This window comes from Streptomyces aquilus (assembly GCF_003955715.1).
GTDB lineage: Bacteria > Actinomycetota > Actinomycetes > Streptomycetales > Streptomycetaceae > Streptomyces > Streptomyces aquilus.
The window spans coordinates 7,702,730-7,717,505 of record NZ_CP034463.1 but is presented as its reverse complement, the minus strand read 5'-3'; the positions used below and the strand labels follow the sequence as shown (position 1 = coordinate 7,717,505).

Annotated in this window: 13 protein-coding genes; 8 read left to right on the top strand and 5 right to left on the bottom strand. The window is 70.8% G+C overall.

Going from position 1 to position 14,776, the window contains the following annotated elements:
• The gene (locus tag EJC51_RS35590; protein WP_425276817.1) at window positions 1–1,734 is read left to right on the top strand and encodes a hypothetical protein; all 1,734 of its coding nucleotides are present in this window, start codon (window positions 1–3) and stop codon (window positions 1,732–1,734) included.
• Here the strand turns inward: EJC51_RS35590 and EJC51_RS35585 are convergent.
• The gene (locus tag EJC51_RS35585; RefSeq protein ID WP_126274795.1) at window positions 1,715–2,230 is read right to left on the bottom strand and encodes a YceI family protein; all 516 of its coding nucleotides are present in this window, start codon (window positions 2,228–2,230) and stop codon (window positions 1,715–1,717) included. The two genes, EJC51_RS35590 and EJC51_RS35585, sit on opposite strands and share 20 nt — an antisense overlap.
• A 95-nt stretch (window positions 2,231–2,325) precedes the next feature.
• On the opposite strand from EJC51_RS35585, the gene EJC51_RS35580 reads away from it, so the two are divergent.
• From EJC51_RS35580 to EJC51_RS35555, 6 genes are all read left to right on the top strand, one after another.
• Complete coding sequence (locus EJC51_RS35580) at window positions 2,326–2,805, top strand: MarR family winged helix-turn-helix transcriptional regulator (protein WP_126274794.1); 480 nt, start codon at window positions 2,326–2,328, stop codon at window positions 2,803–2,805.
• A gap of 117 nt (window positions 2,806–2,922) precedes the next feature.
• Window positions 2,923–5,994, top strand: coding sequence for an FAD-binding and (Fe-S)-binding domain-containing protein (locus EJC51_RS35575; protein WP_126274793.1), 3,072 nt, complete (start codon window positions 2,923–2,925; stop codon window positions 5,992–5,994).
• Between the two features lie 151 nt (window positions 5,995–6,145).
• Window positions 6,146–6,583 carry a Fur family transcriptional regulator gene (locus EJC51_RS35570; protein ID WP_079309225.1) on the top strand — a complete coding sequence of 146 codons (438 nt, stop codon included), beginning with the start codon at window positions 6,146–6,148 and terminating at the stop codon, window positions 6,581–6,583.
• A gap of 74 nt (window positions 6,584–6,657) precedes the next feature.
• The gene (gene katG / locus EJC51_RS35565) at window positions 6,658–8,850 is read left to right on the top strand and encodes a catalase/peroxidase HPI (protein WP_126274792.1); all 2,193 of its coding nucleotides are present in this window, start codon (window positions 6,658–6,660) and stop codon (window positions 8,848–8,850) included.
• Between the two features lie 114 nt (window positions 8,851–8,964).
• Window positions 8,965–9,420, top strand: a complete 456-nt coding sequence (locus tag EJC51_RS35560; RefSeq protein ID WP_126274791.1) for a MarR family winged helix-turn-helix transcriptional regulator — start codon at window positions 8,965–8,967, stop codon at window positions 9,418–9,420.
• Window positions 9,421–9,453: 33 nt separating this feature from the next.
• Entirely contained in the window at window positions 9,454–11,028 is a 1,575-nt protein-coding gene (locus EJC51_RS35555; RefSeq protein WP_126274790.1) for an MFS transporter, read from the top strand.
• 128 nt (window positions 11,029–11,156) lie between these two features.
• On the opposite strand, the gene EJC51_RS35550 is transcribed toward EJC51_RS35555, so the two are convergent.
• The 4 genes from EJC51_RS35550 to EJC51_RS47920 all read right to left on the bottom strand — a co-directional run bounded on the left by EJC51_RS35550 (window position 11,157) and on the right by EJC51_RS47920 (window position 13,878).
• The gene (locus tag EJC51_RS35550) at window positions 11,157–12,116 is read right to left on the bottom strand and encodes a D-2-hydroxyacid dehydrogenase family protein (protein ID WP_208870762.1); all 960 of its coding nucleotides are present in this window, start codon (window positions 12,114–12,116) and stop codon (window positions 11,157–11,159) included.
• Window positions 12,117–12,178: 62 nt separating this feature from the next.
• Complete coding sequence (locus EJC51_RS35545) at window positions 12,179–12,748, bottom strand: TerD family protein (protein WP_126274789.1); 570 nt, start codon at window positions 12,746–12,748, stop codon at window positions 12,179–12,181.
• Between the two features lie 154 nt (window positions 12,749–12,902).
• Window positions 12,903–13,661 (bottom strand): flavodoxin family protein, encoded by a 759-nt coding sequence (locus tag EJC51_RS35540; protein ID WP_126274788.1) that lies wholly within the window; start codon window positions 13,659–13,661, stop codon window positions 12,903–12,905.
• A 55-nt stretch (window positions 13,662–13,716) separates the two neighbouring features.
• Window positions 13,717–13,878 (bottom strand): hypothetical protein, encoded by a 162-nt coding sequence (locus tag EJC51_RS47920; RefSeq protein ID WP_166682933.1) that lies wholly within the window; start codon window positions 13,876–13,878, stop codon window positions 13,717–13,719.
• 30 nt (window positions 13,879–13,908) lie between these two features.
• On the opposite strand from EJC51_RS47920, the gene EJC51_RS35535 reads away from it, so the two are divergent.
• A complete protein-coding gene (locus tag EJC51_RS35535) occupies window positions 13,909–14,742 on the top strand; it encodes an alpha/beta fold hydrolase (RefSeq protein ID WP_126274787.1) in 834 nt (277 codons plus the stop codon).
• The last annotated feature ends 34 nt before the right edge of the window (window positions 14,743–14,776 follow it).

Genomic DNA, 14,776 nt, shown 5'->3' with positions numbered 1-14,776 from the left:
GTGCACTTGGCAGACACGAAGCCGTTGACACCCGGCCGGCGGACGCAGCCGGCGGTGTCCGCCGCCCCGGAACACCCGGCGTCAGACGCTCCGGCGCAGTGGCACCGCGTCCTCACCCTCCTCGCCGACATCAGCCTGTTCATCGGCACGCGCGCGGTGTGGACGCAGGCGGCCTCGCACCGCCCGGCGGTGGCCGCGGTCATCTCGGTCTGCTACGCCTCGATCCTGATCTGCGGCGTCCTGGCCCTGACCGTGCGCCGCCGCCGCTCCCTGGCCCGTCTGGACCTGCTGATCCTGCTGACGGCGGTGACCCTGACGCTGTGCGCCTGGGTGCTGCTCCACCAGGGCAGCGACGAGGCCCAGTTGACGACCCAGGCGGCCAAGGAACTGGCGGCGGGCCATCCGATGTACGGCAGGCCGTGGCCCTGGCTGTTCGGCCGCACGGTCGCCCTCACCCCCACGGTCACCGGCACCTACGACCTCACGTACGGCTATCCCCCGCTCGCCCCGCTCCTGACCGCGCCCCTCCTGGGGCTGGGCCACGGCGCGGCCCCGGCGACCGCGGTCAGCACAGCGGCCCTGGTCATCGGTGCCGTGCTGCTGTGGCGGATGCTGCCGACGCCCTGGCGCCCGGCGGCGACCATGGCCTTCCTGGGCTTCGGCATCCTCCCCCAGTACGCCCGCCTCGGTTACCCGGCGATCGTGGCCCTGGCCCTGCTGGTCCCCGTGGTGGTGGCCTGGCCGCGCATCGGGAAGGGGGGCCGCCTGGGCACGTCCGGCCTGGCACGGGCCGCCTGTCTCGGCGCGGCCTGCGCGGCACAGCAACTCCCCTGGTTCCTGGCCCCGTTCCTCCTGGCCGGCCTCTACGCCGTACGCCGAGGCGAACTGGGTCCCCGCCGGGCGGCCCTGCTCCTCCTCCGCTTCACCGGCACCGCGGCCCTCGCCTGGCTCCTGCTCAACACGTACTTCCTCGTGAGCGAACCGTCCGCCTGGCTCGACGGCATCGCCCTCCCCCTCACCCAGGGAGCGGTGCTGCACGGCCAGGGCCTGGTGGACGTGTCCCTGTACCTCACGAACGGCAGCGACCGTCTCGACTGGTACTCCCACGCGAGCCTGCTGCTGGCGGCGGGCCTCTTCGCCGTCTTCGTGCTCTTCATCCGCCGACTGGGCCCCACGGCGACGGTCCTGCCCTGGTGCGCCTTCTTCCTGGCGACGCGCTCGCAGGACGGCTACTACCTGATGATGACGCCGCTGTGGCTGGCCTCGGCGATCACGGCCCCGGCAGCGGAGTTCACACAAGCCTGGCAGCCCCGCCTGGGCACCCACCGCACCCGGATCGCCCTCGCCGCCCTGGCCCTCGCCCCGGCCCTGCTGGCCGCCACGCTCGCGGCGACGGGCGAACCGCCCCTCCGCATGCAGGTCACGGCACTGCACCGCTCCCGCCTGGTCACGGCCTCCCGCCTGCACCTGACGGTCACGAACACGTCCGGGACCGCCCTCACCCCGCACTTCATGCTCACCACGGGCCAGGGCATGAGCCGCTACTGGCGGATCGTGCACGGCCCGAAGAGCCTCCCGCCCCACACCACGGCGAGCTACGACCTCGGGCCTCCCACCACCCCGTACGGCGGGCGGTACGTCATCCCCAGGGCCGGCAGGCACCTGCGACTGCGTGCCTTCACGGCCGACCCCCAGACCCTGTCGACCGCCTACGTCAGCCTGCCGTCCTGGTGAACCGAAGGGTCGCGGACACGGTCGTGAGGCCGCGGATCATGCCCAGCTGGTTCCAGCCCATGCCGAAGTGCTCCCGGTCCACCGAGAACTCGGCGTCCAGCGTGAGCGCGTCGGCGTCGGCGCCCACGAGCCGGGCGGTGAAGGACTGGGGGCGGCTGATGCCGCGTACGGTCAGCTGACCGATCACATGAACCTTCTCCCCGTCACGCAGCTCGGCGCTGCGCACCGCGAAGGTGATCTCGGGGTGGTTGTCGCCGTCGAAGAAGTCGGCGCCCTTCAGGTGCGCGTCCCGCTTGGCGTTCTTGGTGTCCAGGGAGGCGACGTCCAGCGTCAGGGTGCCCACGGCGGACCCGTCGGCCCGCACCTCGCCCTGCCCGTTCACGGCGCCGAAGGTGCCCTTCACGGTCACCAGGTTCCACATGGTCTTGTGCTTGATCCCGACGGTCGAGGCGGCGGCGTCGAGCTGCCAGGTCCCGGTCTCCACGGCAACGGTCATGGTTCTCTCACTCCTGCGATGCTGTAGTCCAAATTTGGATGACAAAGCCACCGTAGTCGCTAATCCAAAATTGAACAACAGATACACTGGAACCCATGGCCGCCGACTCCACCCCCTCCGACCACTCCGACTGCCCCTCCTCCACAGGTGACGGACTGCTCCCCGCGGAGCTGCACGCCTGGATGCTGATGCTGGCCGCGACCGGGGCCGTCGAGCAGGAGCTGCGTTCGGTGGTCAAGGAGCGGCTGGACGTCTCGCACGACGAGTTCCTCATCCTGTGCCTGCTGGCCGGACACCCCGGCGAGGCCCTGCGCATGACCCGCATCGCCGAGCTCCTGGGCCGCCCCAAGACCCGCCTCACCTACCAGATCGCCTGCCTCCAGCACGCGGGCCTGGTCACCCGTCAGTCCGTCTGCGGCGACAAACGAGGCGTGGAGGTGGCCCTCACGGAAAAGGCCCGAGCCCTGCTGAAGGACGCCTCCGCAACCTTGGCGACGACGGTGAAGGAGGGCCTGGCCCGCTTCATGGGCCCGGCCCAGTGCGAGGCGATGCGCGCCTTGATGCCGGAGGCGTAGAGAACCTCGACACCGGCTGAGAGCGCCCCGAAGGCGACCGACCCGGATATTCGGCCCGCCAACTACAGAAGGCACCTTCTCAACGCACCGAACTGCGAGAGTGGGTACCCGGCCCCCATGCCCACCCTCGAATCAACCCTCCGCCACCGCATAAACGGCGAGGTCCGCTTCGACGCCGGTTCGCGAGCCGCCTACTCCACCGACGCCTCGAACTTCCGTCAGACCCCGATCGGTGTGGTGGTCCCCCGTACCCCGGAGGCCGCGGCCGAGGCCGTGGCCGTCGCCCGTGAGTTCGACGCCCCCGTGCTCTCCCGGGGTGGCGGTACGAGCCTCGCCGGTCAGTGCACGAACACGGCGATCGTCATCGACTGGTCGAAGTACTGCCATCGCATCGAATCCGTGGACCTCGAGGCCCGTACCTGCGTCGTCCAGCCCGGCATTGTCCTGGACGACCTCAACCGCCGGCTGGCGCCCACCGGCCTCCGTTTCGGCCCGGAGCCCGCCACGCACGCCAACTGCACGATCGGCGGCATGATCGGCAACAACTCGTGCGGTGCCACGGCCCAGGCGTACGGCAAGGTCGTGGACAACATCGTCCGCCTCGAAGTGCTGCTCTACGACGGCACCCGGTTCTGGTGCGGGAAGACGGACGACGACGAGTACGCGGCCATCGAACGCCAGGGCGACCTGCGCGCCACCCTCTACCGCCATCTGCGTACGCTCCGCGACACGCAGGCCGACGAGATCCGCCGCCGCTTCCCGGACATCCCCCGCCGTGTGTCCGGGTACAACCTCGACTCGCTCCTCCCCGAGCACGGCTTCGACGTCGCGGGCCTCCTCGTCGGCAGCGAGTCGACGCTGGTGACCGTCCTGCGCGCCGAACTGAAGCTGGTGCCGGTGGTGAAGGAGCGGACGCTGGTCGTGCTCGGCTTCCCGGACATCGAGGCGGCCGCCGACGCCGTGCCGGAGATCCTGCCGTACGAGCCGCTCGCCCTGGAGGGAGTCGACTCGCGGCTGATCCGGGACGAGCGGATCAAGCACCTCAACCCGAAGGCACGCGCCGAACTCCCGGAGGGCGACGCCTATTTGATGGTGCAGTTCGGCGGGGAGACGGTCGAGGAGTCCGACGAGCACGCGCACCGGATGCTGGACGGGCTGCACGCGTCCGAGCACGATCCCACGGTCGCCTTCTTCGACGACCCTTCCCACGAAGCGGAGTTGTGGCAGGTCCGCGAGGCCGGTCTCGGCGCGACCGCGCACATCCCGGGCCGCCCCGACACCTTCGAGGGCTGGGAGGACTCGGCGGTCCCGCCGGACCGGCTCGGCGACTATCTGCGTCGACTGCGGCACCTGTACGGGGAGTTCGGGTACCTGAGCGACACCGGCCCGAGCCTGTACGGCCACTTCGGGCAGGGCTGCGTGCACACCCGCATCCCCTTCGACCTGTACTCCGCGGACGGGGTGGCCGCGTATCGCAGGTTCATGGAGCGGGCCGCCGATCTGGTGGCCGAGTTCGGCGGTTCGTTCTCCGGCGAGCACGGGGACGGGCAGAGCCGGGGCGAGCTGCTGCCCCGGATGTTCGGGGAGCAACTGGTCGGCGCCTTCAACGAGTTGAAGGGTGCCTTCGACCCGCTCAACCGGATGAACCCGGGGAAGGTCGTGGCCCCGTACCGCCTCGACGAGAACCTCCGTCTCGGCGCCGACTGGGCCCCGTACGCTCCCCGGGACCTGCACTTCGCCTTCCCGGACGACGGCGGTTCGTTCGCCGAGGCGGCCAACCGGTGCGTAGGCGTGGGCAAGTGCCGCCAACTCACCACCGAGGGCTCGGTGATGTGCCCGTCGTACCAGGTCACGCGGGAGGAGGAGCATTCCACGCGCGGCCGGGCGCGGCTGCTGTTCGAGATGCTCGACGGTCATGGCGACAGCGCGATCCGGGACGGCTGGCGTTCACAGGCGGTGCACGACGCACTCGACCTGTGTCTGGCCTGCAAGGGCTGCAAGCGGGACTGCCCGGCCGACGTCGACATGGCGACGTACAAGGCGGAGTTCCTGTCCCACCACTACGAGGGCCGCTGGTGGCGGCGGCCGCGCGCGCATCTGTCGATGGGCTGGCTGCCGCTGCTCGCCCAGGCCGTGGGCCGCTCCCGGCTGGGACCGGCCGTGAACGCCCTCACCCACACACCGCCCCTCGCGCGCGTGGCGGTCGCCGCGGCCGGTGTCGAGAACCGCGAGATACCGCTGTTCGCCACCGAGACGCTCCAGCAGTGGTTCGCGCGGCATGAGCCGTACGGCGACGGCGCGCGCGGGAGCGTCCTGCTGTGGCCGGACACCTTCACCAACCACTTCCATCCGCACGTCGGCCGGGCCGCCGTGGCCCTGCTGGAACACGCGGGCTGGCGGGTGGAGTTGCCCACCGAGCCGCTGTGCTGTGGGCTGACCTGGATCTCCACCGGGCAACTCGGCGTCGCCGAGCGGGTGTTGGGCCGTACCGTACGGCACCTCGCGCCGCATGTGCGGGACGGCGGGCGGGTGGTCGTGCTGGAACCGAGCTGCGCGGCGGTGTTCCGCTCGGACGCGCACGACCTGTTCCCCGGCGACCGGGACGTACGGCGGCTGCGCGACCGGACGGTGACGCTCGCCGAGCTGCTGACCGAGCACTCCCCCGGGTACGAGCCCCCGCAGGTCCCGGAGCGTTCCGCGCACGCCCTGGCGCAGGTGCACTGCCACCAGCACGCGGTCCTCGGCTGGGACGCCGACGCCGAACTGCTGCGCCGCGCCGGCGTCGACGCCGAACGGCTGGACTCCGGATGCTGCGGGCTGGCCGGGAACTTCGGCTTCGAGCCGGGGCATCTCGACGTCAGCGAGGCGTGCGCGGAACGCGTCCTGCTGCCGAGGCTGCGGGACGCGGCACCGGAGACGGTGGTGCTGGCCGACGGCTTCAGCTGCCGCACCCAGGTGGCCGAGTTCGACAGCGGCGGCCACGAGGGCGTCCACCTCGCGGAGCTGCTGGCGGTGGGTCTGCCGGGCGGGGCCGGTGCCGCGTACGGCAGCGCGTACGGCGTGGCCCCGGACACCCGCCCGACCCCTCCGGGCCGCCGGGCCCGGGCACTCGCCCTGGCGGGGAGCGGGGTGGCCGCGGCGGGGGTGGCGGGCGCGGCGCTGGGGGTGCTGCGTTCGCTACGACGGTGAGGGCGCGGCCGAGCAGCACGCAGACAGCCTCGAACACCGCCGCCCGTACCCAGTGGCCCCAAGGGTTCTCCCGCGGTCAAGGTGCCCGACATCAAACTGGGAGGATTCCTTTTCTTGAACTATTCGTGTTTACGGGGGTAGGTTGTCCGGCATGACTGCACCCCAGCCCCCGACTCCCGCCGATGAGCTGCGCGGGGCCGGCCTGCGGGTGACGGCCGCCCGGGTCGCCCTGCTGGAGACCGTCCGCGCCGGGGACCACCTCGGCGTCGAGATGATCGCCGAGGGGGTGCGCGACCGGGTCGGTCACATATCGCTTCAGGCCGTGTACGACGCGCTCCACGCGCTGACCACGGCCGGGCTCGTCCGCCGTATCGAGCCGCCGGGCAGCCCGGCCCGGTTCGAGGGTCGTGTCGGCGACAACCACCACCACCTGGTGTGCCGTTCGTGCGGTGTCGTCGTCGACGTCGACTGCGCGGTCGGTCACGCCCCCTGTCTGACCGCGCAGGACGACCGCGGCTTCACGGTCGACGAGGCCGAGGTCATCTACTGGGGCCTGTGCCCCGCCTGTTCGTCCACCAGCAGTTCCTGACGACCACCAGCAGTTCCCGAAGACCACGCAGTTCCTGTGCTCCAACGATCCGCCCCGTCCGGAAGGATTCCCCCATGTCTGAGAGCAACGCCGCCCCCGAGGGCAAGTGCCCCGTGGCGCACGACCGCGCCCTGCACCCCACCCAGGGCGGCGGCAACCGCCAGTGGTGGCCGGAGCGGCTCAACCTGAAGATCCTGGCCAAGAACCCCGCCGTGGCGAACCCGCTCGGTGAGGAGTTCGACTACGCGGCGGCGTTCGAGTCCCTGGACCTCGCGGCCGTGAAGCAGGACATCGCCGAGGTCCTGACGGACTCCAAGGACTGGTGGCCGGCCGACTTCGGGCACTACGGCCCGTTCATGATCCGTATGGCCTGGCACAGCGCGGGCACCTACCGCATCAGCGACGGCCGCGGCGGCGCCGGCGCGGGCCAGCAGCGCTTCGCCCCGCTGAACAGCTGGCCGGACAACGGCAACCTGGACAAGGCCCGCCGCCTGCTGTGGCCGGTGAAGAAGAAGTACGGCCAGAGCCTGTCCTGGGCCGACCTGATGATCCTCGCCGGCAACGTGGCGCTGGAGTCCATGGGCTTCGAGACCTTCGGCTTCGGCGGCGGCCGCGAGGACGTCTGGGAGTCGGAGGAGGACGTCTACTGGGGTCCCGAGAAGGTCTGGCTCGACGACCAGCGCTACACGGGCGACCGTGAGCTGGAGAGCCCGCTCGGCGCGGTCCAGATGGGTCTCATCTACGTCAACCCCGAGGGCCCCAACGGCAACCCGGACCCGGTCGCCGCGGCCCGCGACATCCGTGAGACCTTCCGCCGGATGGCGATGAACGACGAGGAGACCGTCGCCCTCATCGCCGGTGGCCACACCTTCGGCAAGACCCACGGCGCCGGCCCGGCCGAGAACGTCGGCGCCGACCCCGAGGCCGCCCCGATCGAGGCCCAGGGTCTCGGCTGGAAGAGCACCTACGGCACCGGCAAGGGCGGCGACGCGATCACGTCCGGCCTGGAGGTCACCTGGACCGCCACGCCGACCCAGTGGAGCAACGGGTTCTTCAAGAACCTCTTCGAGTACGAGTACGAGCTGTCGGCGAGCCCGGCCGGCGCCCACCAGTGGGTCGCCAAGAACGCCGAGGCGATCATCCCCGACGCCCACGACGCGTCGAAGAAGAAGCTCCCGACGATGCTCACCACCGACCTGTCGCTGCGCTTCGACCCGGTCTACGAGCAGATCTCGCGTCGCTTCTACGAGAACCCCGACCAGTTCGCGGACGCCTTCGCCCGCGCCTGGTACAAGCTGACCCACCGTGACATGGGCCCGAAGTCGCTGTACCTCGGCCCGGAGGTCCCGGAGGAGACCCTGCTGTGGCAGGACCCGCTGCCGGAGGCCGAGGGCGAGCCCATCGACGCCGCCGACGTCGCGGCGCTCAAGGCCAAGCTGCTCGACTCGGGTCTGTCGGTCGCGCAGCTGGTGTCCACCGCGTGGGCGTCGGCCTCGACGTACCGCAACAGCGACAAGCGCGGCGGCGCCAACGGTGCCCGGATCCGCCTCCAGCCGCAGGCCGGCTGGGAGGTCAACGAGCCCGACGAGCTGGCCCAGGTGCTGCGCGTCCTGGAGGGCATCCAGGCCGGGTTCAACACCGGCGCCAAGAAGGTCTCGATCGCCGACCTGATCGTCCTCGGCGGTGCCGCCGCCGTCGAGAAGGCCGCCAAGGACGCCGGGTTCGACATCGAGGTGCCGTTCGCCCCGGGTCGTGTGGACGCCACGGAGGAGCACACGGACGCGGAGTCCTTCGCCGCCCTGGAGCCCACCGCCGACGGCTTCCGCAACTACCTCGGCAAGGGCAACCGCCTCCCCGCCGAGTACCTGCTGCTCGACAAGGCGAACCTGCTGGGCCTGAGCGCCCCCGAGCTGACCGTCCTCGTCGGCGGTCTGCGCGTCCTGGGCGCCAACTACCAGAACACCGCGCACGGCGTCCTCACGAAGACCCCGGGCAAGCTGACGAACGACTTCTTCGTCAACCTGCTCGACCTGGGCCAGACCTGGACCGCCGTGTCGGAGGACCAGACGGTCTTCGAGTCCCGTGACGACGCCACCGGCGAGGTCAAGTGGACCGGCACCCGTGCCGACCTGGTCTTCGGCTCGAACTCCGAGCTGCGGGCGCTGGCCGAGGTGTACGCGAGCGACGACGCCAAGGAGAAGTTCGTGAAGGACTTCGTGGCCGCGTGGGTCAAGGTCGCCAACGCGGACCGCTTCGACCTGGTCTGAGCCTTCTGACTCCATGAGTCCGGGCGGGGCGATCCTCAGGGGTCGCCCCACCCGCATGTCCGGAGGCGATTACCTCTGTTGACATAGGTATCCGGTCATATCTATTCTCCTCGTATGCGCCAGGACATCGACCACGTGGCCGCAGGCCTCGCGGCGTGCCTGCCCGCCCTCTACCGGGCCCTGGACCGCCAGGTCGACCAGGACTTCCCGCACCCCAAGCCCCCCGAGGCCCAGCTCGCGCTGCTGCGCCATGTCGAGGCGCACGAGGGCGTGACCGTACGCGCGGCCGCGGACGCCCTGCTGATGAAGCCGAACAACGTCAGCGCGCTCGTCACGCAGATGACCGAGCAGGGCATGCTGGAGCGCCGGCCGGACCCCGCCGACAAGCGGGTCGCGCATCTGCATCTCACCCCGACCTCCCGGCAGCGGCTGGCCGAGGTCAACCGGCTGAAGGGCGCCCATCTCGCGCGCGCCCTGCGTGCCCTCACCGACGGCGAACTGGAAGCCCTCGGCTCGGCGTTGGGCGCGCTGGAGTCACTCAGCGGACGTCTCCACTCCCACGCCCGCTGATCACTCCCGCCCTCACGAAGGACAGGCACAGCCATGCCCTCCGACACCCTGGCCACTTCCACGCACGCCCCCACCGCGACGACACCCCGCGGTCCGCGCGCCAATCCCTGGCTGACCCTCATAGCCGTCGCCTTCGGCCTCTTCATGGTCGGCCTCGACGGTTCGGTCGTCTCGATCGCCAACCCGGAGATCGGCAGGGATCTCAACGCTTCCACGGCCGACCTCCAGTGGGTCACCAACTCCTATCTGCTGGCGCTCGCCGCGGCCCTGATCCTCGGCGGCAAGCTCGGCGACCGCTTCGGCCGCCGCACCTTCTACCTGATCGGCGTCGCGGGCTTCACCGCCGCGTCCGTCGCCATCGGCCTGTCCGGCTCGATCACCGGCGTCATCGTCTTCCGCGCGTTCCAGGGCTTCTTCGGCGCGCTGCTGATGCCGAACACCCTGGGCATGCTGCGCGCGGTGTTCCCCCCGAAGAAGTTCGGCATGGCCGTCGGCATCTGGGCGATGGTCTCCTCGGTGTCGACGGCCCTCGGCCCCATCGTCGGCGGACTGCTCGTCCAGCACGTCAACTGGGAGTCGGTCTTCTACATCAACGCTCCCATCGGCGTGGTGGCGATCGTCTTCAGCGCCGCGGTCCTGCCGCAGAGCCGCAACTCCGCCGCCGCGGGCGAGAAGTTCGACGGCGCCGGTGTCGTCCTCCTCGCGCTGGGCCTGCTCGCCGTGGTCTTCGGTGTCGTCAAGGGCGAGACGTGGGGCTGGACTTCGGCCGGCACGCTGGGCGCGATGGCGGCGGGCGTGCTGCTCCTGCTGGTCTTCGGCTGGTACGAGACCCGGGTGGCGTCCCCGCTGCTGCCGATGCGGCTGTTCCGCAACCCGGCGCTGACGATCGGCACGGTCATCACCGCGCTGAACTTCTTCGTGCTGCTCGGTGTGATCTTCTTCGTGATGCTGTACCTGCAGAACGTGCGCGGCTTCTCCCCCGTCGAGGCCGGCGTCCGCACCCTGCCGCTGAGCCTGGCCTCGGTCGTGGCCTCCCCGCTGGGCGCCGCGCTCACCGACCGCTTCGGCCCGCGCCTGACGATGCCGCTCGGCATGGCCCTCCAGGCGGTCGCCTGCTTCACGATGCTGAGTTGGGGCGCGGACTCGTCGTACACCACCATGTGGCCGCCGTTCATCGCCCTCGGCCTGGGCGTCGGCATGGTGATGGCGTCCTCCTCCGACGCGATCGTCGGGAACGCGCCGGTGAAGGACGGTGGCGTGGCGGGCGGTCTGCAGGCGACCGCGCTCCAGATCGGCGGCGCGCTCGGTACGTCCGTGCTGGTCTCCCTCATCACCGGCCGCGTCGGCGCCACGCTGACGGACGAACTGACCTCCGCCGGCGTCCCGGCCGGGGCGGCGAACGGCCTGGCCGAGGCGAAGGACGCGGTGGCGATGGGCGCGGCCCCCGTCTCGGCCGAGATGCCGACGCAACTGAAGTCGGCGGTCGTCGAGGGCAGCCACCAGGCCTTCATGAACGGCGTGCACACGTCGGTGCTGGTCGCGGGCGCGCTGTGCGTGCTGGGGGCGCTGATGGCGGCGACGGGGGTACGACGGGCGCCCGGCCACTAGTTCAGCGCGCGCACGGGTGGACGTACGTGGGCGGCCCGGCCACTAGCTCAGCGCGTGCACGGGTGGACGTACGTGGGCGGCCCGGCCACTAGTTCAGCGCGCGCCGACGTACATCGGCGGCCCTGCCGCTAGTTCAGCGCGCGCACCGGGCTACCGTCCAGGAACGCGGCGATGTCCTCCACCGCTTCCCGGTAGTACGTACGGTAGTTGTGCTCGGTGACGTAGCCGAGGTGGGGCGTGGCCAGTACGTTCGGGAGGGCGCGCAGGGGGTCGTCGGCGGGCAGCGGCTCGGTGTCGAAGACGTCGAGGCCCGCGCCGGCGATCCAGCCCTCGCGCAGCGCCCGCAGGAGGGCGGCCCGGTCGACGATCGCCGCGCGGGAGGTGTTGACCAGGAACGCGTGCGGGCGCATGGCGCGCAGTTCCGGCTCGCCGAGCAGGCCGCGGGTGCGGTCGGACAGCACCAGGTGGACCGAGACGAAGTCGCTGCGCCGCAGCAAGTCCGCCTTGCCGTCGGCCAGTTGGACCCCTTCCTCCGCCGCCCGCTCGGCGGTGAGGTGCCGGCTCCACGCCACCACCTCCATTCCGAAGGCGGTCGCGACCCTGGCGACCCGGCTGCCGATCTTGCCGAGCCCCAGCAGGCCGAGGGTGCGGCCGTGCAGGTCCTGTCCGACGGTGGACTGCCACGGTCCGCCCTCGCGCAGGGCACGGCTCTCGGTGGTGACATGCCGGGCGAGGCCGAGCAGGAGCGCCCAGGTGAGTTCGACGGGCGGGGTCGAACTGCTCGCCGTACCGCAGACGGTGACGCCCTGGGCCGTGGCCGCGGCGAGGTCGATGGAGGCGTTGCGCATCCCGGTGGTCACCAGCAGCCGCAGCCTCGGCAGCCGGCTCAGCAGGTCGGCGTCGAAGGGGGTGCGCTCCCGCATGGCCACGACGATCTCGCAGTCGGCGAGCTCGGCGACCAACTTGTCCCGGTCGGCGATGTGTTCACGGAACGCCCGCACCTCGACCCTGCCGTCGAGGGCACTCCAGTCGGCCAGGGTCAGGGCGGCGCCCTGGTAGTCGTCCAGCACAGCGCAGTAAACGGTCATGCGGCCATTCTGCCGTCCGGTGATCACCGACTCACGGCCGCTCACCGCTCACCGCTCACCGCTCACCGCCGCATGGTGCCCATCTCGGCGGCGAAGAGCACCGGATCGCTGTCGTATCCCCGGACCATGCCGCGGAACCGCCACGCCCCCGACTCGTCCCTGGTGAACTCCACGACCGTCGCGGCCGTGGCGTCGGCGACCGTCGTGAAGTCGTCGGCGAGCAGCGGCCGATAGCCCTCCACGACGACCACCCCGGCGTTGGCGATCTCGCCGAACGTGCGGGGACCGCTGTCCTGATGGATGCCCACCCCGACCACCACCCGCCCGTAGGCGGACGACACCCGGTCGAACTCCAGCACCATCGCCTCGACGAACCCGTACCCCATGCCGGTCTCGCTGTGCCGGGTCATGTTGATCGTGCCGTCCGGGGACCGGCTGTCGTGGTGCACGACATACACCGGCCGCCCGTGAGGATCGTCGACCGAGTAGGTCGCGGCGATGATGTCGAGATGCCGAGGAGGTTCCCCGTACGGGCTCGGATCCCAGCGAAGCTTCACCTCGACCTTGCCCAGCCCGTCCCCCACACCGCTCACCCGGTCACTCCCCCACGTCCTGGCGAGACGTCCCCGCATCGTGAAGTATGCGTCGTGGCCAGCACTTTGACGCCTTGCCGGCGGCCCCGGTTCGGTCAAGTTTTCCGCCGCACCGGCCCCGGCGTGGTGCGCCTCGACGGTGCTCGGGGCAACGGCGCTCGGGGCAACGGTGCTCGGGTCATCAGTGCTCAGGTCACCGGTGCTCCGGATTCTCCGCCCCCGGCCGGCACCCGGCGTCCCACTGGGACCGCTGGTTGCCGTACGCGGGGACGCCCCCGGCCCGCTTCAGCAGCGCGGCGAGGTGCATGAGGTTCCAGGTCATGAACGAGGTGTTGCGGTTGGTGAAGTCGTTCTCCGGGCCGCCCGAACCGGCGTCGAGATACGACGGTCCGGGTCCCGCCGGACCGATCCAGCCGGCGTCGGCCTGCGGCGGGATCGTGTAGCCGAGGTGCTGGAGGCTGTAGAGGACGTTCATCGCGCAGTGCTTGACGCCGTCCTCGTTGCCGGTGATGAGACAGCCGCCGACGCGGCCGTAATAGGCGTACTGCCCTTGCGAGTTGAGCAGGGACGAGCAGGCGTAGAGCCGCTCGATCACCTTCTTCGTCACCGAGCTGTTGTCGCCCAGCCAGATCGGCCCGGCGATGACCAGGATGTCCGCGGCCATCACCCGCTCGTAGAGCGCGGGCCACTCGTCGACGGCGAAGCCGTGCTCGGTCATGTCCGGATAGACGCCGGGCGCGATGTCGTGGTCGACGGCACGGATCTCGGACGTGGTCACCCCGCGCGACATCATGATCTCCGCGCTCTTGTCGATCAGCCCCTGGGTGTGACTGAGCTGCGGGGACGGCTTGAGGGTGCAGTTGACGTACAAGGCGGTCAGGTCGTCGAAGCGGTACGAGGCGTCGGAGGCGTCGGCCGGCGACGTGGCTGGGGACGCGGATTCGGATGTCATGCGGGCAGCGTCTCGCGCAGGACGCGATTTGTCCCGGTCCGGCACGCGACCGACGTCAGGCCGGGATGACGTAGCGAGCCAGCGTCACATACGCACGCGTGGCCAGTGAGGCCTCGAAGCCCGCCTTGAGCAGGACCGCGCCACAGCGCTCCCGCAGCACCATCGCGTGGGGGCCGACCGGAATCCACTCGGCCAGCAACCGGCTTCCTCTTGACACACCCACCTTATCGGTAACAGTGTAGCCATTATGAGTACCTGGTCCGAGCCCCAGCCCGATTCCCGGTTCGTCGAGGTGGACGGCCTGCGGATCCACTACAAGCGTGCTGGTCACGGCCCGGCACTCGTGCTGCTGCACGGCAGTGCCTCATCCCTGCATCACTTCGACCGCGTGGCGGATCTGCTGTGGGATTCGTTCGATGTCATCCGTCCCGACCTGCCGGCGTTCGGGCTGACGGGCCCGCGCAAGGACCGCGACTACCGCGTTCCGGCGTACGCCGCGACGGTGGCGGGCTTCATGGAGGCGCTGGGCGTGCCGCGCTTCACGCTGGCCGGCAATTCCCTGGGCGGCAACATCGCCTGGAACGTGGCGCTGGATCATCCGGAGCGGCTGACCGGCCTGGTGCTGGTCAATGCCACCGGCTACCCGGAGAAGACGGTGCCCGCGGGGATGCGCCTGGCCCGCAACCCGCTGGTGCGGCCCCTGCTGAGGCGAGTGATGCCGCGCGGGGCACTCGAACGCAACCTGCGAGAGGCCGTCGGGCCGCATTCGCAGATCGTGGACGACGCCATGGTGGACCGCGCCCATCAGCTCATGAGCCGCCCCGGCAACCGCTCGGCCTTCGTCGACTTCTGCAACACCGACCAGCCGGACCGCAGCGCGCAGATCCCCCGCATCACGGTGCCCACGCTGGTGCTGCGCAGCGCGAGCATCGACGGCCAGCACTTCACCCGCGACATCCCCGGCGCGCGGGAGCTCGTCCACCCCCACGGCGGACATCTGCTGCCGGAGGAGGAACCGCAGTGGGTCGCGGACGCGATCGCGAAGTTCCTCGGCTCGCGCGCCGAGACCCCCGCGAACTAGCCGACACCCCCGCGCACCAAGGGCAAGGAGGCCC

Bases quoted from the DNA above. Each gene is read 5' to 3' on its own strand.
- EJC51_RS35535 (WP_126274787.1), top strand. From the start codon at position 13,909: ATGAGTACCTGGTCCGAGCCCCAGCCCGATTCCCGGTTCGTCGAGGTG.
- EJC51_RS35560 (WP_126274791.1), top strand. From the start codon at position 8,965: ATGCGCCAGGACATCGACCACGTGGCCGCAGGCCTCGCGGCGTGCCTG.
- EJC51_RS35540 (WP_126274788.1), bottom strand. From the start codon at position 13,661: ATGACATCCGAATCCGCGTCCCCAGCCACGTCGCCGGCCGACGCCTCC.
- EJC51_RS35570 (WP_079309225.1), top strand. From the start codon at position 6,146: ATGACTGCACCCCAGCCCCCGACTCCCGCCGATGAGCTGCGCGGGGCC.
- EJC51_RS35555 (WP_126274790.1), top strand. From the start codon at position 9,454: ATGCCCTCCGACACCCTGGCCACTTCCACGCACGCCCCCACCGCGACG.
- katG (WP_126274792.1), top strand. From the start codon at position 6,658: ATGTCTGAGAGCAACGCCGCCCCCGAGGGCAAGTGCCCCGTGGCGCAC.
- EJC51_RS35575 (WP_126274793.1), top strand. From the start codon at position 2,923: ATGCCCACCCTCGAATCAACCCTCCGCCACCGCATAAACGGCGAGGTC.
- EJC51_RS35580 (WP_126274794.1), top strand. From the start codon at position 2,326: ATGGCCGCCGACTCCACCCCCTCCGACCACTCCGACTGCCCCTCCTCC.
- EJC51_RS35545 (WP_126274789.1), bottom strand. From the start codon at position 12,748: ATGCGGGGACGTCTCGCCAGGACGTGGGGGAGTGACCGGGTGAGCGGT.
- EJC51_RS35585 (WP_126274795.1), bottom strand. From the start codon at position 2,230: ATGACCGTTGCCGTGGAGACCGGGACCTGGCAGCTCGACGCCGCCGCC.
- EJC51_RS35550 (WP_208870762.1), bottom strand. From the start codon at position 12,116: ATGACCGTTTACTGCGCTGTGCTGGACGACTACCAGGGCGCCGCCCTG.